The 21,489-nt window shown below is 37.0% G+C and carries 23 protein-coding genes; 16 read left to right on the forward strand and 7 right to left on the reverse strand.

All coding sequences use genetic code 11. The annotated features are described in order from the left end of the window. Positions 1-60 precede the first annotated feature (60 nt). From ACVBAX_RS04775 to ACVBAX_RS04800, 6 genes are all read left to right on the forward strand, one after another. On the forward strand, positions 61-1,182 hold the full coding sequence (locus ACVBAX_RS04775; RefSeq protein WP_447116097.1) for an N-acetyldiaminopimelate deacetylase: 1,122 nt from the start codon (positions 61-63) through the stop codon (positions 1,180-1,182). A 183-nt stretch (positions 1,183-1,365) separates the two neighbouring features. Further along, positions 1,366-1,908 carry a peroxiredoxin gene (locus ACVBAX_RS04780; protein WP_119707375.1) on the forward strand — a complete coding sequence of 181 codons (543 nt, stop codon included), beginning with the start codon at positions 1,366-1,368 and terminating at the stop codon, positions 1,906-1,908. 81 nt (positions 1,909-1,989) lie between these two features. Further along, positions 1,990-2,445 carry a TlpA family protein disulfide reductase gene (locus ACVBAX_RS04785; RefSeq protein ID WP_447116098.1) on the forward strand — a complete coding sequence of 152 codons (456 nt, stop codon included), beginning with the start codon at positions 1,990-1,992 and terminating at the stop codon, positions 2,443-2,445. 143 nt (positions 2,446-2,588) lie between these two features. Continuing rightward, positions 2,589-4,343 (forward strand): ABC transporter ATP-binding protein, encoded by a 1,755-nt coding sequence (locus ACVBAX_RS04790; protein WP_447116099.1) that lies wholly within the window; start codon positions 2,589-2,591, stop codon positions 4,341-4,343. 9 nt (positions 4,344-4,352) lie between these two features. Then, complete coding sequence (locus ACVBAX_RS04795) at positions 4,353-6,179, forward strand: ABC transporter ATP-binding protein (protein ID WP_447116100.1); 1,827 nt, start codon at positions 4,353-4,355, stop codon at positions 6,177-6,179. A gap of 95 nt (positions 6,180-6,274) precedes the next feature. Beyond that, the gene (locus ACVBAX_RS04800) at positions 6,275-6,934 is read left to right on the forward strand and encodes a potassium channel family protein (protein WP_119707379.1); all 660 of its coding nucleotides are present in this window, start codon (positions 6,275-6,277) and stop codon (positions 6,932-6,934) included. A gap of 38 nt (positions 6,935-6,972) precedes the next feature. Here ACVBAX_RS04800 and rnjA read toward each other — a convergent pair whose 3' ends face one another. The 3 genes from rnjA to def all read right to left on the reverse strand — a co-directional run bounded on the left by rnjA (position 6,973) and on the right by def (position 9,922). Continuing rightward, complete coding sequence (gene rnjA, locus ACVBAX_RS04805; RefSeq protein ID WP_447116101.1) at positions 6,973-8,640, reverse strand: ribonuclease J1; 1,668 nt, start codon at positions 8,638-8,640, stop codon at positions 6,973-6,975. 3 nt (positions 8,641-8,643) lie between these two features. Then, positions 8,644-8,856, reverse strand: coding sequence for a DNA-dependent RNA polymerase subunit epsilon (locus ACVBAX_RS04810; protein ID WP_447116102.1), 213 nt, complete (start codon positions 8,854-8,856; stop codon positions 8,644-8,646). A 511-nt stretch (positions 8,857-9,367) separates the two neighbouring features. After that, a complete protein-coding gene (gene def / locus ACVBAX_RS04815) occupies positions 9,368-9,922 on the reverse strand; it encodes a peptide deformylase (RefSeq protein ID WP_447116103.1) in 555 nt (184 codons plus the stop codon). A gap of 246 nt (positions 9,923-10,168) precedes the next feature. Between def and ACVBAX_RS04820 the strand changes: the two genes are divergently transcribed. The 5 genes from ACVBAX_RS04820 to lpdA all read left to right on the forward strand — a co-directional run bounded on the left by ACVBAX_RS04820 (position 10,169) and on the right by lpdA (position 16,189). Further along, positions 10,169-10,813, forward strand: a complete 645-nt coding sequence (locus ACVBAX_RS04820; RefSeq protein WP_447116104.1) for a YkyA family protein — start codon at positions 10,169-10,171, stop codon at positions 10,811-10,813. A gap of 461 nt (positions 10,814-11,274) precedes the next feature. After that, positions 11,275-12,390 carry a pyruvate dehydrogenase (acetyl-transferring) E1 component subunit alpha gene (pdhA, locus tag ACVBAX_RS04825; protein WP_447116105.1) on the forward strand — a complete coding sequence of 372 codons (1,116 nt, stop codon included), beginning with the start codon at positions 11,275-11,277 and terminating at the stop codon, positions 12,388-12,390. Positions 12,391-12,393: 3 nt separating this feature from the next. Continuing rightward, positions 12,394-13,371 (forward strand): alpha-ketoacid dehydrogenase subunit beta, encoded by a 978-nt coding sequence (locus ACVBAX_RS04830; RefSeq protein WP_066059899.1) that lies wholly within the window; start codon positions 12,394-12,396, stop codon positions 13,369-13,371. A gap of 93 nt (positions 13,372-13,464) precedes the next feature. Beyond that, entirely contained in the window at positions 13,465-14,775 is a 1,311-nt protein-coding gene (locus tag ACVBAX_RS04835) for a dihydrolipoamide acetyltransferase family protein (RefSeq protein ID WP_447116106.1), read from the forward strand. Between the two features lie 4 nt (positions 14,776-14,779). Then, positions 14,780-16,189 (forward strand): dihydrolipoyl dehydrogenase, encoded by a 1,410-nt coding sequence (gene lpdA / locus ACVBAX_RS04840; protein ID WP_447116107.1) that lies wholly within the window; start codon positions 14,780-14,782, stop codon positions 16,187-16,189. Between the two features lie 34 nt (positions 16,190-16,223). Here the strand turns inward: lpdA and ACVBAX_RS04845 are convergent, their stop codons facing one another. Then, the gene (locus ACVBAX_RS04845; RefSeq protein ID WP_447116108.1) at positions 16,224-16,601 is read right to left on the reverse strand and encodes a small peptidoglycan-associated lipoprotein; all 378 of its coding nucleotides are present in this window, start codon (positions 16,599-16,601) and stop codon (positions 16,224-16,226) included. Positions 16,602-16,772: 171 nt separating this feature from the next. Between ACVBAX_RS04845 and ACVBAX_RS04850 the strand changes: the two genes are divergently transcribed. Then, on the forward strand, positions 16,773-17,015 hold the full coding sequence (locus tag ACVBAX_RS04850) for a hypothetical protein (protein ID WP_447116109.1): 243 nt from the start codon (positions 16,773-16,775) through the stop codon (positions 17,013-17,015). 51 nt (positions 17,016-17,066) lie between these two features. Here the strand turns inward: ACVBAX_RS04850 and ACVBAX_RS04855 are convergent, their stop codons facing one another. Further along, on the reverse strand, positions 17,067-17,501 hold the full coding sequence (locus ACVBAX_RS04855; protein WP_447116110.1) for a DUF1885 family protein: 435 nt from the start codon (positions 17,499-17,501) through the stop codon (positions 17,067-17,069). A 174-nt stretch (positions 17,502-17,675) separates the two neighbouring features. Between ACVBAX_RS04855 and ACVBAX_RS04860 the strand changes: the two genes are divergently transcribed. Together ACVBAX_RS04860 and ACVBAX_RS04865 are read left to right on the forward strand one after the other, a co-directional pair. Next, positions 17,676-17,975, forward strand: coding sequence for a DUF3055 domain-containing protein (locus tag ACVBAX_RS04860; protein ID WP_119707390.1), 300 nt, complete (start codon positions 17,676-17,678; stop codon positions 17,973-17,975). Positions 17,976-18,155: 180 nt separating this feature from the next. After that, a complete protein-coding gene (locus ACVBAX_RS04865; protein ID WP_430773776.1) occupies positions 18,156-18,284 on the forward strand; it encodes a GapA-binding peptide SR1P in 129 nt (42 codons plus the stop codon). Positions 18,285-18,365: 81 nt separating this feature from the next. Here the strand turns inward: ACVBAX_RS04865 and ACVBAX_RS04870 are convergent, their stop codons facing one another. Further along, complete coding sequence (locus ACVBAX_RS04870) at positions 18,366-19,835, reverse strand: aminotransferase class I/II-fold pyridoxal phosphate-dependent enzyme (protein ID WP_447116111.1); 1,470 nt, start codon at positions 19,833-19,835, stop codon at positions 18,366-18,368. A 186-nt stretch (positions 19,836-20,021) separates the two neighbouring features. Here ACVBAX_RS04870 and ACVBAX_RS04875 point away from each other — a divergent pair, with 186 nt between their 5' ends. Beyond that, the gene (locus ACVBAX_RS04875; protein WP_430773778.1) at positions 20,022-20,291 is read left to right on the forward strand and encodes a UPF0223 family protein; all 270 of its coding nucleotides are present in this window, start codon (positions 20,022-20,024) and stop codon (positions 20,289-20,291) included. A 76-nt stretch (positions 20,292-20,367) separates the two neighbouring features. On the opposite strand, the gene ACVBAX_RS04880 is transcribed toward ACVBAX_RS04875, so the two are convergent. Then, positions 20,368-20,988, reverse strand: coding sequence for a DUF1054 domain-containing protein (locus ACVBAX_RS04880; RefSeq protein ID WP_447116112.1), 621 nt, complete (start codon positions 20,986-20,988; stop codon positions 20,368-20,370). A 198-nt stretch (positions 20,989-21,186) separates the two neighbouring features. Between ACVBAX_RS04880 and ACVBAX_RS04885 the strand changes: the two genes are divergently transcribed. Then, positions 21,187-21,381, forward strand: coding sequence for a hypothetical protein (locus ACVBAX_RS04885; RefSeq protein WP_066059919.1), 195 nt, complete (start codon positions 21,187-21,189; stop codon positions 21,379-21,381). Positions 21,382-21,489: the final 108 nt, after the last annotated feature.

Raw genomic sequence — 21,489 nt, forward strand, 5'->3', positions numbered from 1 at the left:
ACATTTTTGAAAGCGTGGATTGCTATCCACGCTTTCTCCTTAAATAAAGGGGGAGAAGTAATGAGTAATCCGTTTGTTCAAATACGGAGAGACTTGCATCAAATCCCTGAGCTTGGCTTTCAGGAGTTTAAAACGCAGAAATATTTATTATCCTATATTGAATCTTTGCCAAAAGAGCGGATAGAAGTAAAGATATGGGAAACAGGTTTATTCGTAAAGGTACATGGGCTAAATCCAAGAAAACTAATAGGTTATCGGGCTGATATTGATGGGCTGCCAATAATAGAAGAAACCGAGCTTCCTTTTCAGTCTACTCATGCTGAACAAATGCATGCTTGTGGCCATGACTTTCATATGAGTATTGGATTAGGAGTATTAACTCACATCGTCCACCAACCTATTCAGGATGACATGCTGTTTATATTTCAACCTGCTGAGGAAGGTCCCGGTGGGGCAGAACCTATGCTTAAGTCTAGGGAAATGCAAGAGTGGAAGCCCGATATGATTATTGCCCTGCATATTGCACCAGAGTATCCTGTTGGTACAATTGCAACAAGAGAAGGCCTTTTATTTGCTAATACATCTGAACTTTTTATAGACTTAGTCGGAAAAGGTGGACATGCCGCCTATCCTCACCAAACGAATGATATGGTAATTGCCGCTTGCAGCCTTGTAAGTCAACTACAAACGATTATCAGTAGAAATGTTGACCCATTGGATAGCGCAGTTATTACGATTGGAAAAATTACTGGTGGGACTGTTCAGAATGTCATTGCTGAGAAGGCTAGACTAGAAGGCACGATACGGACCCTCTCAGTTGATTCGATGAAAAAAGTGAAGAAAAGAATTGAGTCTATCATACAAGGGGTAGCTACTGGATACGAGTGCGAGGTTAAGATAGATTACGGTAGTATGTATCATCAAGTATATAATGACCATTCCTTAACAAGAGAATTTATGAATTTTGTAGAGGAACAATCCTCTGTTCACGTGATTGAATGTAAGGAAGCGATGACAGGAGAAGATTTTGGGTACATGCTAGAAGAGATACCCGGCTTCATGTTTTGGCTAGGGGTTGAGTCTAAGCATGGACTACATCATTCAAAATTAAATCCCAATGAAGATGCAATTGAGAAAGCGATTATGCTTCTAACCTCATACTTAAATTATAAAGGAAATTAAAATATGAGAGTTTATTTTACAAAAAAATAGGGCAAACCATATAGTGGGTTAGTTGCTGTTTTAATAACTCTTTTTTAACATCTATTCTTTCATATCAATTGACTCAAGCATTAGGTTACTACTATAATTGTATTTGTATTTTTTTTCACAATATCTACATATTTTTACACGGAGGGATTTATAATGGCAGAACGTATGGTAGGAAAACAAGCTCCACGCTTTGCGATGGATGCTGTACTTGCAAATAAGGAATTTGGTAAAGTTAGTCTTGAAGAAAACATGAAAAACGACAAGTGGACTGTCCTTTTCTTTTATCCTATGGATTTCACTTTCGTATGTCCTACAGAAATCACTGCATTGTCGGATCGTTACGATGAGTTCGAAGACCTTGATGCTGAAGTAATTGGTGTGTCTACTGACACCATTCACACTCACTTAGCTTGGATCAACACAGATCGTAAAGAAAACGGACTTGGCGATCTTAAATATCCTTTAGCTGCTGATACAAACCATGTTGTTTCACGCGAATATGGAGTATTAATTGAAGAAGAAGGTATTGCTTTACGTGGTCTATTCATCATCAGCCCAGAAGGTGAAATGATGTACTCTGTAGTAAACCACAACAATATCGGTCGTGACGTTGATGAAACATTACGTGTACTTCAAGCGCTACAAACTGGTGGTCTTTGCCCAGCAAACTGGAAGCCAGGTCAAAAAACTCTTTAATCAACAAAGTGGAAAAGGCCTTAACGTAATGTTAGGTCTTTTCTTTAAGTTATGAAAATTATTTACAGGGAGAGTTGTAAAATGAAACTTAGAGCGCCAATGCCAGAGTTAACTGGAGCAACCGAATGGTTAAATGGTGAGGTAACGAAAGCTGACTTAGTTGGAGAAAAACCTACATTAATTCACTTTTGGTCAGTAAGCTGCTATTTATGTAAAGAGGCAATGCCACAAGTGAATCAATTCCGTGATGATTATAAGGATAAATTAAATGTTCTCGCTGTTCATATGCCAAGAAGCGAAGAAGATCTAGATCTTGAAGCAATCAAGAAAACAGCTGACGAACACGGTATTACACAACCCATCTTTGTTGACAGCGAACATAAATTAACGGAAGCATTTGAAAATCAGTACGTACCTGCTTACTATGTGTTTGATAAAGATGGAAATCTTCGTCATTTCCAAGCTGGTGGAAGCGGAATGAAAATGCTAGAAAAACGCGTAAATCGTGTTTTAGATGAAATGGAAAAAGCGGAGTAAAAATTTTTAAAAGACTAGGATCCCTAGTCTTTTTTTATATGAAAAAATGTTGTAAAAGGGTGGAAATTTATTTCGAAAACCGATATATTTATTACTATGCTCATGAATTTTTTAGAAATTCTGACAAATGAAGGGGGATTTTCATGGAGGTTTTTAAAAAGCTGAAAGAATTTTACTGGCCTTATAAAAGCTATTTCTTATGGTCAATGTCATTTCTATTACTTATTACAGGAATCACTGTAATATACCCAATTATTCTTCAAATAACGATTGACGACATAGTGCTGGGGGGAAGGTACGAATGGATTCCAATCGTTAGCTTAGGTTTTGTGGGTGTTATGGTGATCAAGGGGATTGGAACGTATATTCATCAATATACAGGAGACTTGTTTGGAATAACCTCCGTTTATAAATTGAGAAATCGCCTTTATGAGAAACTGCAGTATTTACCGTTTCGCTATTACGATAATGCCAAAACGGGAGATCTTATGTCGAGGTTAACGGCAGATGTAGAAGGATTTCGTTTTTTTCTTTCATTTGGGTTTTCAGAATTGGTTCGCTTTATCGTCTTAATTGCTATCACTTTTGGTGTTATGTTCTATTACTCTGTTCCACTAACCATTGTTACTTTGATCACGCTTCCGTTTTTAGCGGTTGTTGTTTATAAATTCGATCGAGCCGTTCATCCTGCATTTAGAGGAATTCGAAAATCCTTTGGGAAATTAAACACTAAAGTTCAAGAAAATATTAGTGGTATTAACACGGTGAAGTCATTATCAAGAGAGGACTTTGAAATCGGAAAGTTTAACCATTCAAATGGTGACTATAAGGATAAATATATTTTTACGTCCAATATTTGGGCAAAGTATTTCCCGCTAATGGAGTTGCTCGGTAATATTAGCGTTGTCTTATTGATATCTTATGGGGGTTATCTCGTCATCCAAGAAGAGCTTAAACCTGGAGAGTTGGTGGCCTTTTACAGTTTGGTATGGTACATTATGTGGCCAATTATGAACCTTGGGTTTGTGATTAATTTATTTTCACAATCAAAAGCTTCTGGGGAAAGGTTATTGGAGATCCTAGAAGCAGAGGGAGAGATTGAAGAGAATGAAGGGCAATTAATGGTTGATAGATTGCTAGGAAGGGTAGAATTTAAGAACGTTACCTTTAAATATACTGAGGATGATTCAGAGGCATTATACGATGTTTCTTTTGTAGCTGAGCCTGGAAAGAAAATTGGGCTACTAGGAGCAACTGGATCAGGTAAAACCACCATTACACAGCTCATCACTAGGTTTTATGACGTTAATGAAGGAGAAATACTAATTGACGGTGAGAAGGTAAACAATTTTGCATTTAAATCTCTAAGAAGAAACATTGGGTTTGTGTTACAGGAATCCTTTCTGTTTTCGTCTTCCATTAAAGCAAACATTTCTTATGGAAGACCGGAGGCGACAATGGAAGAGATCGTTGAGGCAGCGAAAAGGGCTCAAGCACATGATTTTATTATGGAGCTACCCGATGGCTACGACACAATGCTTGGGGAACGTGGAATGGGGTTATCAGGAGGTCAAAAACAGCGAATCGCGATCGCAAGGGCGATTTGTGTGAACCCAAGTATACTGATCTTAGATGATGCTACAAGTGCTGTTGATATGGAAACCGAATTTAAAATACAGCAAGCCCTTCATGAGGTTATGAAAGGGAGAACAACATTTATCATAGCCCATAGAATTTCATCGCTTAAGCATGCTGATGAAATACTGGTTCTAGATAGAGGGAAAATTGTAGAACGTGGAGTCCATGAACAACTAGTAAATCAAAACGGACTTTATCAGCGCGTGTATGATATTCAATACCAAGATCAAAAGCAAATTATGCAATCGCATATCGGATAGGGGGATCATATGAGTAAGAAACAACCACGTGTTAGTGAAAATGCAATAAAAAGATTTGAATATTCACAAGACCAGATAATTGATAAACCGTTTAACTGGGGTCAGATGCTGCGATTGTTCAGTTATATGAAACCTTATCGAAAAAATTTACTTCCCTTTTCAATGATTATGGTACTGATCAACACAGCTGTACGACTTATTATCCCATTGTTGATAGGGGTGTACACGTTAGACAGAGCAATCGTAAATAAGGATGCAAAACTCCTAACGACTCTTGTAGTTATCATTTCTGGTTTATATATGGCTTCTTACATAGCCAATTTCTTCCGGATAAAATGGATGAATCAGCTTGGGCAAAATGTCATATATGACCTAAGAAAACACCTCTTTACACATGTGCAAAATCTTTCACATCGGTTCTTTGACCAAAGATCAGCAGGTTCCATTCTTGTAAGAATTATGAATGATATTAATTCTCTTCAGGAGCTATTTACGAATGGAGTTATTAATCTATTAATGGATGTTATTCTTTTGATAGGTGTAGTGGTTATATTATTTACCTTAAGTCCGGAATTAACATTAGCTATCATGGTCATTTTACCAATCATGTTCTTTATTTCTACAAGTCTTAGAAGGAATATTAGAAAATCATGGCAGGTTGTACGTCTCAAACAGTCAAAACTCAACTCTCATCTGAATGAAAGTATACAAGGTATAAGAGTAACTCAGTCCTTTACACAGGAACAAGAAAACATGGCATTTTTTGATGGTGTGAATACTGAGAATTTCCAAAGCTGGAGAGAGGCTTCACAAAAAAATGCAATGTTCCGCCCAATGGTCGAATTAACGAATGCGGTCGGGACAGCTGTTCTTATCTGGTTTGGAGCAAATCTAATTCAAAATGAATCGATAACGATTGGTGAGTTTGTGTCCTTTGCCTTTTATCTAGGAATGTTTTGGGAGCCGATTTCAAGGCTTGGTCAAGTGTATAATCAATTGTTAATGGGGATGGCATCTTCTGAGCGTATTTTTGAATTCTTGGACGAAAAACCAATTGTGTCTCAAAAGGAAGCAGCATTTGAACTCAAAAATATTCAAGGTCAAATCATTTTTGATAAAGTTGAGTTTGCCTACGATTCAAATCGTAAAGCACTAAAAGGTATATCTTTAGAGATGAAAGCAGGTCAGACCGTTGCCTTGGTAGGGCATACTGGTTCAGGGAAGACAACAATTGCCAACCTAATTAGCCGGTTTTACGACCCCACTAGTGGTACAGTATCAATCGATGGTACAGATCTAAAGGATGTTTCAATAAAAAGTTTAAGAAAACAAATAGGTGTAGTATTACAGGACACATTCATATTTTCCGGTACGATTATGGAAAATATATTATTCGGAAACCCAGAGGCTACGGAGGAAGAGGCAAAAGAAGCGGCAAGGGCAGTTGGTGCTAATGGTTTTATTGAAAGACTTCCTAATGGGTATGAAACAGAGGTAGAGGAGAGAGGAAATGTTCTTTCCGTAGGGGAGAGACAGTTAATTTCCTTTGCTAGAGCCTTGCTTGCAGACCCTAAAATTCTGATTTTAGACGAAGCAACAGCAAGTATTGATACAGAGTCTGAACAAAAAATTCAAAATGCCTTAAGGACGTTATTAAAAAACCGTACAGCTGTAATTATCGCTCACCGTTTATCTACGATACGTGAAGCAGATCAAATTTTTGTTCTAGATCATGGTGAAATAATTGAGCAAGGTAATCATGAACAATTAATGGATTATCAAGGGGAATATTATTCACTAGTAAGAGCACAATTTACCCTAAACACAGCGAGTTAAAGCTGCCCGCTCCCAACCTGAGATGGGGGCTTTTTCCTTTTGGTGCTTTGTGCTAAAATGGTAAAATACTTGAACAGTATTCGGAGGAACCTTTTATGAAAAAAGAATTTGCTGTCATTGGACTTGGACGTTTTGGAGGAAGTATTTGCCGTGCTCTTGCTGAAGAGGGTATGGAGGTAATGGCTATTGATAATAGTGAGGATCGAGTGAATGAGTTTTCAATGATTGCTTCTCATGCCGTAGTAGGCGACTCAACTGATGAGTCAGTTCTAAAAAGTCTTGGTATTCGTAATTTTGATCATGTGATCGTTGCTATTGGTGATGACATACAAGCAAGTATTTTAACTACTCTTATATTAAAAGAGCTTGGTGTAAATAATATTACGGTTAAAGCACAAAATGATTATCACGAGAAGGTACTTAGAAAAATTGGAGCAGACCATGTGGTTCATCCTGAGAGAGATATGGGGAAAAGAATTGCTCATAATATCATATCGAACAGTGTGTTAGATTATCTTGAGCTTTCGGATGAGCATAGTATTGTTGAGATTGTGGCAAGTGATCGTCTAGTAGGAAATACTATTATCGATTTAGATATTCGTGCGAAATACGGTATTAACATTGTTGCTATTAAGCGAGGAAACAATATCATTGTATCACCACAAGCAAATGAACCTATTGCAGCAAATGACGTCTTAATCGTTATTGGTGCAGATGTTGACATCAATCGTTTTGAAAAGAAAGTCATCCAATAATAAAACAAAAGCCACTCATTTTAAGAGTGGCTTTTGTTTTATACCTCCATAATGATCGGCAAAATCATCGGACGACGTTTTGTTTTTTCATATAGGAAAGGAGATAATGTGTCAGTAATTTCATTTTTGATTTCTGACCATTGTGTTGTTTTTCTTTCCATCACCTTATTTAAATGCTTAGAAATTAACGATTGAGCATCGTTAATCAGGTCACCAGACTCTCTCATATACACAAACCCACGAGAGATGATATCAGGACCAGCAGCAATTTTAAAGTCCTTCATATTAATGCTAACAACTACAACGACTAGTCCTTCTTCAGAGAGGATACGACGGTCTCTTAAAACGATATTACCGATGTCACCGATTCCACTTCCATCGATATAAACATTTCCAGATGGAATCTTTCCAGCAACCTGTGCCGTATCTTCACTTAAAGCTAGAACCTCACCATTATCCATAATAAAGCAGTTTTCTTCTTCTACGCCACAATCCACTGCAAGTTTGGCGTGCATTTTTTGCATGCGATATTCCCCGTGGATTGGCATGAAGAACTTAGGCTTAATCAGGCGTAGCATCAGCTTTTGTTCCTGTTGTCCACCGTGGCCAGAAGTGTGGATGTCATTTAATGAACCATGTATAACATCGGCTCCCGCACGGGAAAGCATATTGATGGTCCGGCTAACACTAACCGTGTTTCCTGGAATTGGTGAAGAAGAGAAGACAACCGTGTCTCCAGGAATGATTTGTATTTGTCGATGTGTTCCATTGGCAATTCGTGAAAGAGCTGCCATGGGCTCGCCTTGGCTCCCCGTACATAAAATGGTCACTTGATTAGCTGGAATACGATTAATTTGTTGTGGTTCAATAAATGTATCCTTTGGTGCACGAATATAACCTAATTCTTGTCCGATACGAATGGCTGCTTCCATACTTCTACCGAATACTGCAATTTTTCTACCCTGTGCTACAGCAGCTTCTGTTACTTGTTGAAGGCGGTGGATATTAGAAGCAAAGGTAGCAAAAATAACGCGACCTTCTACCTTTCTAAATATATCCTGAATGCTTTCACCAACACGTCGCTCTGACATAGTGAAATCAGGGACTTCGCTGTTTGTACTATCAGACAACAAACAAAGCACGCCATCTTTACCGATTTCCGCCATTTTAGTTAAATTAGCTGGTTCCCCGACAGGAGTGAAATCGAATTTAAAATCTCCAGTATGGACGACTTGTCCTGGAGGTGTTTTCACTACTATTCCATATGAATCCGGAATACTATGGGTAGTTCTAAAGAAAGTAACCGATGTCTTTCTGAACTTGATGATGTCATCTTCTTTAATCTCGATTAGTTTAGCTGTACGAAGTAATCCGTGTTCTTCAAGCTTATTTTTAATTAAGCCAAGTGCTAGTTTTCCGCCATAAATAGGGATATTTACCTCTCTTAATAAATAGGGGATCCCACCAATATGATCCTCATGTCCATGTGTAACAAAAAGACCTTTTATTTTGTCCACATTTTTTACTAGGTAAGTATAATCAGGAATTACGTAGTCAATTCCAAGTAGCTCGTCCTCTGGAAACTTAATACCGGCATCAATTAAGATAATTTCATCTTGGAATTGTACTGCATACGTATTCTTTCCGATTTCCCCAAGGCCGCCAAGGGCGAACACGGCCGTTTGATCGTTCTTTACAAATTTCATAAATTAATCAATCTCCAATACATTAAAATCTTCATTTTGTTGTTCATACTCTAAGAATGCACCCGTTACTGGTGTAACAAACTCGATATTGTATGGTCGGTCTGCCAATTTTGTACGGACTTCTCGTTCTGAATCCGCTTTAACATAAACGGTTTTTGTCTTTTCTCTTACAGCTACCTGTGTTTTGTCTTCTTGAAAATAAACTTTAAATATCATTTAAAATCTCTCCTTGTTCCGATAGTAACTTTTTCTATTATATCTAAAAATAACATGTATTTCATGTTTTTTCTTATTAAATAGTAGGATTATGTGTAATTAACCATTATTTTACATTATTGCAAAAGAATATGTAGTGACAATGATTAACTTTACAATAAAGAAGTAGCCCTTCGCAAGTTTAGAAGGGCTCTCTCTTAGAAAAAATATATAGTATAAGATCTGGCTTGGGGAAGCCCCAAGCCAGGAAGGTGAAAAATTATGCAATTGTTTTTTTACGTAATAATTCGTTCCACTGCCTAACAAGCTTTTTTCTAAGCTTCTTTAACATGGTGGATCATCTCCTTACAAGTAATATTTAAACGATCCTTGTCCAAAGTAAAGAAAATTTGTCCCGGAAGCATTTCTTCTACTTATATTATATGCTCTTTTAACAAAATTTCTCGTGGATAAAGTTGGTATTTTAGTGAATTAATAAAAAAACTGCTGGTAGATTTACCAGCAGCCATGGTTATCTTTCTACGGCAATTGAATGCTCAGGTACGTAATATGGGTCTTTTTTGTTGATATGATCATAAAACATCACTCCGTTAAGGTGATCAATTTCATGTTGAAATACAATTGCCATAATTCCTTTTAATCTAAGTTTAACTTCTTTTCCCTGTAGGTCAAATGCTTTAACTGTAATTTTTGAATATCTTGTTACAAATCCGGGGAATGCTTCATCTACAGAGAGACATCCCTCGCCAGATGTAAGATAGGCTTTTTCTACAGAATGGCTAATAATTTTGGGATTAAATAATGTATAGCTATGATGTTGGTCTTTCTCATCTTTTGCATGAATTGCGATCATTCTTTTCGAAACGTTTATCTGTGGTGCTGCAATTCCAATTCCAGCTCGCAATTGATATTTCATTGCGGTTTCTGGATTTTGGCTATTTATTAAATATTCATGCATACTTTTCAACAGTTCAATATCTTCTTGAGAGGGAGGCATGGAAACTTCCTCGGCTACTTTACGTAAGGTTGGATGTCCATCCCGTATGATATCATCCATTGTTATCATAAATACACGCTCCTAAGTTACAAGACTTCACTCGTCCGTTGTTTATCGATAATAGTCTATCAAAGTTTGGATTAAAAGTTAATCATCATTCCTGATTTTGTTTATTTAATACATATTTATGAATGTTTAGAAATATGATGTAAAAAAACGGACAAGCCTAGCCATTTTTAAAAATAAAGCATTGTAATAGTATTGTCATTCGTCCCACTACTAGATATAGTTAAATTGTTATAGGAGGGCTAAATTGTGCGTAAAAATCAACTTTTAATAGGTATCTTATGTTTCGCTTTCATTCTGTTTTTGTCAGGCTGTAGTCCTTTTCAATCAACTCCCGAAAAAATTCACGAAGTATTGGAAGATGTAGTAGCAAAAGAAGCTTTGTTTGAAGAACAGCAGGAACCGTTAGTACTGTTAGAAAAGGACGAGCAACGAATATATCAAGAGATAATGGAACTAGGAACAAAGAATCTTAATGATATTGTAAAAAAGTCGGATGAAGCTATAGAAATAGTAGAAAAAAGACGGGTTCATATCGAAAATGAACAAAAAAGCCTAGAGGAATCAGAAGAAGAATTTAAACGAGTTAAACCTTTGATTGAGCAAATTGATGAGAAGCAAGTGAAAAATAAAGCAGACGAATTATTCTCAGTAATGACTGAAAGATATCGTACCCATGATGAGCTATATAAAGCATATACACAAGGCCTCGAGCAGGACAAAAATCTGTATAATATGCTAAAAGCAGAGGAAAGGTCTTTAGGAGAGCTTGAGGAACAAATAGTTAAAATAAATCAAATATACGAACAAGTTATTGCAGCCAATGAAAAATTTAATGATCTAACGAAGGATTATAATGATACAAAACATGCCTTTTATGAACTACAGGACTAGATATAGAAGAGTCGACCAACTAAGGTCGGCTTTTTTTGATTTATAACAGGTCGATGAACAGGGAGATGTTATATAGTACAGATGTGATTATTGATTGATACAGGAAATGATTATCATTAAAATAATAATTACTATGTATATATTTAAAAACTTACAGATTTAATATTTGACGCAGGTATTTTCAATGATGTAAACTAAGAAACGAATCAATTTATTGTATCAATTTTGTTGCATAAGTTAGTGATACAGAATATCATAAGCATGTAATCTACAATTTCTGTTTTTATAAACGAGATTTGTGGGAAACTACTTAATAAATAATAGCTTCTCTCTGTTTAGAACAGGTCAAATCTAATAATGATGATTATTTCTAAGAAGATTTGATTTTGGGTATCCTAATTTTTGTGCGTAATTAAGCTTTTATTATTATTTTTCTACCAAAGAAAGGATTGGTGACTCCGATGGCTTCTAAAACGAAGAATCAAGGGTTCGATGCAACGAAGCAACTCGAGCAAATCTCTGAGCAGTTTCAAACTATTCAAGTGTTAAACGAAGAAGGAGAAGTAGTTAATGAAGCTGCAATGCCAGATCTAACTGATGAGCAGCTACAAGAATTAATGAGCCGTATGGTTTACACAAGAATTCTTGACCAACGTTCTATTTCATTAAATAGACAAGGTCGTTTAGGATTTTATGCTCCAACTGCAGGTCAAGAAGCATCACAACTTGCATCTCAATTTGCATTAGAAAAGGAAGACTTCATTCTTCCTGGTTATCGTGATGTTCCTCAAATGATTTGGCACGGACTTCCATTATATCAAGCGTTTTTATTCTCTCGTGGGCACTTCCATGGAAATCAAATTCCAGAAGGAGTAAACGTAATTTCGCCACAAATCATTATCGGAGCGCAAATCATTCAAGCTGCTGGCGTAGCTTTAGGAATGAAAAAGCGTGGAGCTAAATCTGTTGCGATCACTTACACAGGTGACGGTGGAGCTTCTCAAGGTGATTTCTATGAAGGAATTAACTTTGCAGGTGCATTTAAGGCACCAGCAATTTTCGTTGTACAAAACAACCGTTTTGCTATTTCTACACCAGTTGAAAAGCAATCTGCTGCAAAGACAATTGCTCAAAAGGCTGTAGCAGCTGGAATTCCTGGAATTCAAGTTGATGGAATGGATGCACTTGCTGTTTATTCAGCAGTAAAAGAAGCGCGTGAAAGAGCGATTAACGGTGAAGGTCCAACTCTTATTGAAACATTAACATACCGTTATGGTCCACACACAATGGCAGGAGACGATCCGACTAGATACCGTACTTCTGATTTAGATAACGAGTGGGAGAAGAAAGACCCATTAGTACGTTTCCGTAAATTCCTTGAGAAAAAAGGAATCTGGAATGAAGAGAAAGAAAACGAAGTAATTGAAAAAGCAAAAGAAGATATTAAAGAGGCAATCAAAAAAGCAGATGAGGCACCAAAACAGAAGGTTACTGACCTAATGGAAAATATGTATGAACAAATGCCTCAAAATCTTGAAGAGCAATACGCTATTTATAAAGAAAAGGAGTCGAAGTAAGCCATGGCGCAAATGACATTGATTCAAGCAATCACGGATGCGTTACGTATTGAATTGCGCAATGATCCGAACGTGTTACTATTCGGTGAAGACGTAGGAAATAACGGAGGAGTATTCCGTGCAACTGAGGGTCTTCAGAAGGAATTCGGAGAAGAGCGCGTATTTGATACACCACTTGCTGAATCTGGTATCGGTGGTTTAGCAATCGGTCTTGGTTTACAAGGTTTCCGTCCGATTATGGAAATTCAATTCTTCGGTTTTGTGTACGAAGTAATCGACTCTATTTCTGGTCAAATGGCTCGTATGCGTTACCGTTCAGGTGGACGTTACAATTCTCCTGTTACTATCCGTTCTCCATTCGGTGGTGGGGTTCATACACCTGAACTACATGCTGATAGCTTAGAGGGATTAATGACACAACAACCAGGTTTAAAAGTTGTTATTCCATCAACTCCTTACGATGCTAAAGGTTTATTATTATCAGCAATTCGTGATAATGACCCGGTAATTTTCCTTGAGCATATGAAGCTATACCGTTCATTCCGTCAAGAGGTTCCTGAAGAGGAGTATACAATTCCACTTGGAAAAGCTGATGTGAAGCGTGAGGGGAAAGACTTATCTATTATTACTTACGGAGCAATGGTACATGAATCATTAAAAGCTGCTGAAGAACTAGAAAAAGAAGGTTTCTCAGTAGAAGTTGTTGACTTACGTACACTTGCACCATTAGATATTGACGCTATTGTAGCTTCTGTAGAGAAAACAGGACGTGCAATTGTTGTTCAAGAAGCGCAAAAGCAAGCAGGGATTGCTGCTCAAGTTGTTGCTGAAATTAACGACCGTGCCATTCTTAGCTTAGAAGCTCCTGTATTACGTGTAGCTGGTCCTGATACTGTGTACCCGTTCTCTCAAGCGGAAACAGTTTGGTTACCTAACTATAAAGATGTAATTGAAACAGCAAAGAAAGTTTTAAGCTTCTAAAAATTATTAATAAAAGAGGGGAATGGGTCACCATTTTCCCTTTCCTTATTTGAAAAGTTCTGAATAAGCTCGTATCTATAGGAGGGTGAATACATGTCATTCCAATTTAAATTACCTGACATCGGTGAAGGTATCCATGAAGGTGAAATCGTTAAGTGGTTTGTAAAAGCTGGCGATAAAGTTCAAGAAGATGATGTACTTTGTGAAGTACAAAACGATAAAGCAGTTGTAGAAATTCCATCACCAGTTGCTGGTACAGTTGAAGAAGTTCTAGTAGGTGAAGGAACTGTTGCAACAGTAGGTCAAGTCCTTATTACATTTGATGCTCCTGGATATGAAAACCTTAAATTTAAAGGTGACGATCATGAAGAGGAAGCACCAAAGCAAGAAGAGCAAGCTCCTGCTGCAGAAGCTAGCACAACTAACAATGGTGTAGCAGAAACGCAGGCCTCTGTTGATCCTAATCGCCGTGTGGTTGCAATGCCTTCGGTTAGAAAATATGCTCGTGAAAAAGGTGTAAATATTACTTTAGTTGCTGGTTCTGGTAAGAACGGTCGCGTACTAAAAGAAGATATTGAAGCATTCTTAAACGGTGGAGCAGCTCCAGCTGCAGTAGAAACTGCACCAGCAGCCACTGAAGTTGCTACTGAAGCAGCTCAAGAAACAGCTAAACCAGCAGCAACACCAATTCCACAAGGTCAATATCCAGAAACTCGTGAGAAGATGAGTGGAATTCGTAAAGCAATTGCAAAAGCTATGGTTAACTCTAAGCACACAGCTCCACACGTAACATTAATGGATGAAATTGATGTAGCGAAACTTGTTGCACACCGTAAGAAGTATAAAGATGTGGCAGCAAATAAAGGAATTAAATTAACATTCTTACCTTATGTAGTTAAGGCATTAACAAGTGCATTACGTGAATTCCCTGCTTTAAATACATCGATTGATGATGCAACAAGCGAAATCATTCACAAGCACTATTACAATATCGGAATCGCAGCAGATACTGAAAAAGGATTACTTGTTCCTGTTGTAAAGGATGCAGACCGTAAGTCACTCTTCGCGATTTCTAATGATATCAATGAGCTTGCAGGAAAAGCACGTGACGGTAAGTTAGCTCCTGATGAAATGAAAGGTGCTTCTTGCACAATCACTAACATCGGTTCTGCTGGTGGTCAATGGTTTACTCCTGTAATTAACCATCCTGAGGTAGCAATTCTAGGGATTGGTCGTATTGCAGAAAAAGCAATCGTTGTAAATGGTGAGATTGTTGCTGCACCAGTATTAGCATTATCTTTAAGCTTTGACCATCGTATGATTGATGGAGCAACAGCTCAGCACGCACTTAACCATATTAAGCGCTTGTTGAACGATCCAGAACTATTGTTAATGGAGGCGTAAAAAAATGGTAGTTGGAGATTTCCCAATTGAAACAGATACACTTGTCGTTGGAGCTGGACCTGGTGGTTATGTAGCTGCTATCCGTGCTGCACAATTAGGACAAAAAGTAACAATCGTAGAAAAAGCCACTCTTGGTGGAGTTTGTTTAAATGTTGGTTGTATTCCTTCAAAAGCATTGATTGCTGCTGGTCACCGTTATGAAACAGCAAAGCATTCTGATGCTATTGGAATTACAGCTGAAAACGTAAAAGTAGATTTTTCAAAAGTTCAAGCTTGGAAAGCTGGAGTTGTTAAGAAGCTAACAGGCGGAGTAGAAGGACTTTTAAAAGGAAATAAGGTTGACATAGTTCGTGGAGAAGCTTATTTCGTTGATAACACAACTGTACGCGTAATGGATGAGAACTCTGCACAAACGTATAAGTTCAAAAATGCTATTATTGCAACAGGTTCACGTCCAATTGAATTACCTCAATTCAAATATACAAAGCGTGTACTTGATTCAACTGGAGCACTTGCTTTAGATGAGATTCCTAACCATATCGTTGTTATCGGTGGAGGATATATTGGTACTGAGCTTGGTGGAGCATACGCTAATTTTGGAACAAAGGTAACGATCTTAGAAGGCACTGATGAAATCCTAAACGGATTCGAAAAGCAAATGTCTGCTATTGTTAAGCGAAACCTAAAGAAAAAAGGTGCGGAAATCATTACAAAGGCACTTGCTAAAGGTGTAAAGGAAACAGATACAGGTGTAACAGTAACTTACGAAGTAAAGGGAGAAGAGCAATCTGTTGAAGCGGACTATGTGTTCGTAATGGTTGGTCGTCGTCCTAACACTGATGAGCTTGGTTTAGAGCAAGCTGGTGTTGAACTAGGAGAAAGAGGAATTATCAAGATCGACAAGCAATGTCGTACGAATGTAAGCAATATTTATGCAATCGGTGATGTTGTAGAAGGTCCTCCGTTGGCTCACAAGGCATCATACGAAGGTAAAATAGCTGCTGAAGCGATTGCTGGACACACGTCTGAAATCGATTATTTAGCTATCCCTGCAGTGGTATTCTCAGATCCTGAGTTAGCTTCAGTAGGATACACTGAGAAGCAAGCTAAAGATGAGGGAATTGATGTAATTGCAGCTAAGTTCCCATTCGCAGCTAACGGTCGTGCACTAGCACTAGACGCTGCTGAAGGCTTCTTAAAGCTTGTAACTCGTAAGGAAGATGGATTAGTTATCGGAGCACAAATCGCTGGACCTAGCGCATCTGATATGATTGCTGAATTAGGCCTAGCTATTGAAGCAGGAATGACAGCAGAAGATTTAGCAATGACGATCCATGCTCATCCTACTTTAGGTGAGATCACGATGGAAGCTGCTGAAGTTGCGCTTGGAAATCCAATTCATATTGTAAAATAACAAAAATAGACCTGCTTCCTTATGGATGCAGGTCTTATTTTTCGTCTAGAACTTTTGCTATGGGCTGGACAATCTCTTCTACAGTTTCTTCTCCGTTCACTGTGGCTACTATTTCATTATTATAAACTACGAAAATGGCTGGATTTTCTTTTATGGTAAGAAAGTCAAGATACTCATCTGAGCGATTGGGATTAATCGTCTTCATGTTTTTAACGGCCTCAGGATAGGTTTTTTTTAATTCTATTAAGGCATCATAATAGGCGGCTTCAAATTGATACTCCGACTCATCAGAAAGGAAAACTAGTTGTTTGACATCTTTATCAAAGGGTAAAACATCATTAGATTTTGAACGATCACAGGAGACGATAATCGGTAAGAGCATAATCACTATAAACATAGATAACCCTTTCAATATATCGCCTCCATTTTCTTTTTGTAATTTTTGAACATATTTTACCATACAGTTGGGAATTTTTATTCAATGTCATCTATTTGTTACAGAAATGAAAAATAGAATGAGAAGTTTAAACATAAAATAAAGTAGGACAAGTGAGAATAGAAGAATAGAGCGGTGGTGAACAGTATGAAGGTTTACATTGTAATTATCATACAATTGATGATATGGAGTGGATACACTCTGACAGAATGGCTTTCAAAACATGATCAACTAATCTACAATATCTTAATGTTTTTTGTCTTTTTCTATTTAGCTATTTCTACTGGAAACCATATTATTCGTTCACCTAAAAAGACAATGATAGTAACAATGATAAGTTTGATGCTTTACAGTTCTTTTCATTTGACCATGACATTTTTCGTCTATTAATGATAAAAAAGCAAGTGGCTAATAGGATAGCTACTTGCTTTTACATTAAACTTATTTTCTTGGGTAGTAGTACATAATTCGACCGTTAAATAAATGAAGTTCTGCTTGAAGCTTTTTAGCTACAAATTTACAAAACTCATTTGCTTTTCCTTTATCCCCAAAAGTCGAGGATTCTGGAAGTGTAACTTGAATATATGTTTGTTTGTTCTCATTTCCATCTGTATCTACAATGGTCTCCTGGTCTACCCCTAATAAAATCGCATGATACCTATCTTGATCAGAATACAAATAAAACCAGGTTCCTTTTCCTGAGGGCTCTTCCTTTATTTCATAAGGAAAGGCTGATGCCTCATACTGCCAATCAAGTTGCTTTCCCGTCTTTGAAGTTATGTCCTTATAATAGTGAAAAAGCTCTTTTATTTCATCTGTGGTAACGTTTTCTTTTATTGATGCTGGCACGAGCTTTATGTATGCATTAGTAGCCACCATAATCCCCCCATTATTGTACGAAAATATACATATTTCTTTGCTCATCTTCATTCTAGCATTGTATAAAATTAAAGTACAACAAGTTATCGTATTAAGTTGTGGTTGCTTTTCTTTGGGCCTATGAGATATAATAAAATTCTAAATATTAAGAAAATATAGGAGGTGGCAATAATGGATTTTTTTGACAAGCTCTATGATGAGCACGAAAAGGTCAGAGTTCGATTTGTCGGTTTTGCTACAGAACAAACGCGCTATGACTTTGGAATTGTTTACACAGATATGTTTTTTGGTAAGCCTCTCGTAATATGTATGCAAACAGGCCGCTCAACACTCCTCGACCCTAAAGACCTCGATGATATCGAATACATTCAGTCAGCATTTAGAATAAAAGACCTCCAACAAGCGAAGGATTTAGTTGAATTCTTTTCAGAGGCCTTACCAGAAACACCTTTTCAAACACAATATGAATAAAGTGTACTTTGTACAGACCAAAAAGGTCTGTAATTTTTTTTGTTTTATAGTCAACATAATTTTTTAATGTGTTATACAATTTAAGGTTGATAAATTAATAATGTTATATTATTATTAATATAAAGATGTTGAAGCGTTTTCAATACTTGTGATTAAATACGAATAAAGGGGAATGGGAAAATGGGAACTATCGTATGTCAAGCTTGTAATTCAACGATTGATCATTTTGAGGATGAAAAAGTTACCGTTCTTTATGCGAAGTCACATTGTAGAGATTGCTGTCATACTCACGGGGAAGAAGAGAAGTAAATTATATGTAATTGTAATTACACATATGAATTTGTGATTGTAAATAAAGAGCGAGGGGATAACCCTCGCTCTCTTTTCATTCTATTTTATAGCCTTCTGTTCCTTAATGACTCGTAAATATCGAAGGTCAAAATCTTCCGGCCCTTGTACAGGAAGACCAACTTCCATATTTTTTCGAATATATGTTAAGTTATCCTCAGTTATGATCTCTCCTGGAATAAAAATTGGAATACCAGGTGGGTAGACCATGATGAATTCGGCGATAATTCTTCCTTCCGATTCATCAAAAGGCACAAGCTCTGTTTTTGCGTAAAAAGCATCACGTGGTGTCAATGCTAATAATGGAATATCTGGTAATAGTACTTCTGCTTTTACCATTTCATTATTTTTAATTGGTTGAGATGCCAGTTCTCTTAATGCACCTATTAAAAGATCTGCTTCTCTTTTCGTGTCACCTGGTGTTACGATGCACAGAATATTGTATAAGTCAGACATTTCTACTTCTATATTGTGGTTTTCACGAAGCCATTTTTCTACATCAAAACCAGATAAACCAAGCTCCTTAACAGAAATTATTAGCTTTGTAGGGTCGTAATCATACACTGCATCCAACTGCAGGATTTCTTCTCCAACGCAATGAATATGTTGGGTTGTATTTACTTCTCGACGAATATATTGAGCCAAGTCAATGGTTTGACTAATCAACTCTTTGCCTTCGGTTGCAAGTCTCTTCCGTGCTACGTCTAGGGAAGCTAGTAACAGGTAAGAAGTTGATGTAGTTGTCAGCATACTTAATATGGATTGTACGCGTTTTGGATTAATAAGATTTCCTTTAATATTTAGAACAGAGCTTTGTGTCATGGAGCCTCCGAGCTTATGAACACTTGTCGCAGCCATATCTGCACCAGCTTGCATGGCTGATAAAGGAAGATCATCATGGAAGTGGATATGTACCCCATGGGCTTCATCCACAAGGACTGGTACATTGTACGAATGAGCAATTTCAACAATTTTCCTTAGATCGGCAGCCATTCCAAAGTATGTTGGGTTGATAACCAAAACACCTTTAGCATCTGGGTGCTGTTCTAGTGCACGTGCAACCGAATCTGTTGTAATACCATGTGAAATTCCTAATTTCTCATCGATGGCTGGATGGATAAAAATTGGTGTTGCACCAGAAAAAACAATCGCTGACATAACTGATTTATGAACGTTTCTAGGTACTATGATTTTATCGCCAGGTCCACAAACTGTCATGACCATTGTCATAATAGCACCGCTAGTCCCTTGAACAGAGAAGAAAGTTTGATCCGCATCAAAAGCTTCAGCAGCGAGGTCCTGTGCTTGCTTAATCATTCCTTTTGGTTGATGAAGGTCATCAAGTGGACCAATATTAATCAGGTCAATTGACAACGCATTATCACCTATAAAATTTCTAAATTCCGGATCAATCCCTGTTCCTTTTTTATGCCCAGGAATATGGAATTGAACTGGATCCTTTTTTGCATGCTCTATAAGTCCGCTAAATAACGGTGTTTCGTATTGAGACAACGTATTTCCACACCTCTTTAATTAATAGTCAGGTTATTTCACCCATAAAACAAGTGAAATTATAGCATTATTCACTTTCCTTGCATAGAAAAACCTATTCCTATTTCATTATTATGTCAGATTGCTATGTAACTTATTTTTAGGGTACACTTTAAGAGAAATTAAATGTAACGGAGTGAATGTATTTTGGAATATCAATACCCGATTGACCATACATGGTCAACTGATGAAATTATCGATGTTATTAAGTTTTTTGAGTTTGTTGAGGCTGCTTATGAAAAAGGAGTAGGTCGAGACGAATTTATGAAATCGTATCGCAGATTTAAGGAGATTGTTCCGAGTAAATCAGAAGAAAAAAAGATATGTGATGAATTTGCTGAGTCAAGTGGATATTCCACGTACTTAACTGTAAAAAAAGCAAAAGAAGGCAATTCAGAAAAAATAAAAATGAAATAAGTAAAGGGAGCCAACGGAGAATGCAACTCCTTCGTGGCTCCCTTTTATTTAATTGCCCATTTTTTCCGAAAACTGTTTACGCTAATTTATACAGGGGTAATAATGTCTTAAAGACACCCTCAACTTCTGTTAGGAAATCGTCAGCAGTCATGTTAATCGCATCGTTTTTCTCTATATGGATCCCACATAATATTTCTGCCTTTTTAACCGTCTGTAATCGCTCGAACATGAGTCGGAGGTCTTCTTTTTTTAGTTGCTGATGCGTTGTAGCACCTGGCTTCATATGGTCCTCAGACCAAACGTAATGCTTTGGTGTATTTTTGTAAATAGAAGATAGTTTTTTCTCTAATGTCTTTCCGAAATCTGCTTTATTTGGAGCTTCGTAAATCATGGCAAACCAAACAAAAACATGAGATTCCCAGAGACCAATTTGAAAATGTGGAAGCATTTTATATCCCCTTGAACTACTTGAAAAGGCTACCCATGTATCTTTAGGAGGATTAATCGTTCGCCTTGCATGCTTTGCTACATGCGGGAACATTTCATTAGTAGTTAAAGCCGATAAAGTAGGAGAAAAATATTCTCCAAGTGCTTCAAGCTTTGGTCTAATTGTAGTCTTTAAAGCATCCATTCTTGTATCCAAACCATCTATTGTAAAAACTTCAAAGTCCTCTTCAGTAAATCCAGTAAATTGCATTGTTTTTCCTCCCATAAATAAATCTCTCTGTAGATAATTGTAGCATATGGTAGAAAGAACGAGAAATATGTAGACTTTTGCATAGAAAATAAAAAATGTTAGGCAAAAGCGCAAATTAGTTGCATCAAAAGCATTTTGTTCATATTATAATAGTAAAAATTATCTGAAAATTACCATTACAAAAAGGGGTGTATTACTATGAAACAGCTGATTGGCTCAGCGAAAAAGAATAACGCAGAAAGAGAAAGAACGGCTGTTCTACGTTTGGAAATGGATTATGAACTTGCTACATTATTTGAAGCTATGACGGAGAAAAATGAAAAGAAGAAAACACAAGTGAAAGAAAAACTAGAAAGAATCAGAATGGAACTTGTAAAGTTAAAGGCATTGTAATTTTGTAAGGATGGTATAGATGGATGGATTTTAAAAAAATACAAAGGGAATCATAAAGGCGAACATTAAGTGCATACTTATGATCGCCTATTTTATTTCTGACATTCG

It is taken from the genome of Robertmurraya sp. GLU-23 (genome assembly GCF_052983275.1).

Coding starts and splice junctions, on each gene's coding strand:
- ACVBAX_RS04860 (WP_119707390.1), top strand. CDS start 17,676: ATGGATTTTTTTGACAAGCTCTATGATGAGCACGAAAAGGTCAGAGTT.
- ACVBAX_RS04830 (WP_066059899.1), top strand. CDS start 12,394: ATGGCGCAAATGACATTGATTCAAGCAATCACGGATGCGTTACGTATT.
- ACVBAX_RS04865 (WP_430773776.1), top strand. CDS start 18,156: ATGGGAACTATCGTATGTCAAGCTTGTAATTCAACGATTGATCATTTT.
- lpdA (WP_447116107.1), top strand. CDS start 14,780: ATGGTAGTTGGAGATTTCCCAATTGAAACAGATACACTTGTCGTTGGA.
- ACVBAX_RS04835 (WP_447116106.1), top strand. CDS start 13,465: ATGTCATTCCAATTTAAATTACCTGACATCGGTGAAGGTATCCATGAA.
- ACVBAX_RS04795 (WP_447116100.1), top strand. CDS start 4,353: ATGAGTAAGAAACAACCACGTGTTAGTGAAAATGCAATAAAAAGATTT.
- ACVBAX_RS04790 (WP_447116099.1), top strand. CDS start 2,589: ATGGAGGTTTTTAAAAAGCTGAAAGAATTTTACTGGCCTTATAAAAGC.
- ACVBAX_RS04800 (WP_119707379.1), top strand. CDS start 6,275: ATGAAAAAAGAATTTGCTGTCATTGGACTTGGACGTTTTGGAGGAAGT.
- ACVBAX_RS04880 (WP_447116112.1), bottom strand. CDS start 20,988: ATGCAATTTACTGGATTTACTGAAGAGGACTTTGAAGTTTTTACAATA.
- ACVBAX_RS04885 (WP_066059919.1), top strand. CDS start 21,187: ATGAAACAGCTGATTGGCTCAGCGAAAAAGAATAACGCAGAAAGAGAA.
- pdhA (WP_447116105.1), top strand. CDS start 11,275: ATGGCTTCTAAAACGAAGAATCAAGGGTTCGATGCAACGAAGCAACTC.
- ACVBAX_RS04780 (WP_119707375.1), top strand. CDS start 1,366: ATGGCAGAACGTATGGTAGGAAAACAAGCTCCACGCTTTGCGATGGAT.
- def (WP_447116103.1), bottom strand. CDS start 9,922: ATGATAACAATGGATGATATCATACGGGATGGACATCCAACCTTACGT.
- ACVBAX_RS04785 (WP_447116098.1), top strand. CDS start 1,990: ATGAAACTTAGAGCGCCAATGCCAGAGTTAACTGGAGCAACCGAATGG.
- ACVBAX_RS04775 (WP_447116097.1), top strand. CDS start 61: ATGAGTAATCCGTTTGTTCAAATACGGAGAGACTTGCATCAAATCCCT.
- ACVBAX_RS04850 (WP_447116109.1), top strand. CDS start 16,773: ATGAAGGTTTACATTGTAATTATCATACAATTGATGATATGGAGTGGA.
- rnjA (WP_447116101.1), bottom strand. CDS start 8,640: ATGAAATTTGTAAAGAACGATCAAACGGCCGTGTTCGCCCTTGGCGGC.
- ACVBAX_RS04810 (WP_447116102.1), bottom strand. CDS start 8,856: ATGATATTTAAAGTTTATTTTCAAGAAGACAAAACACAGGTAGCTGTA.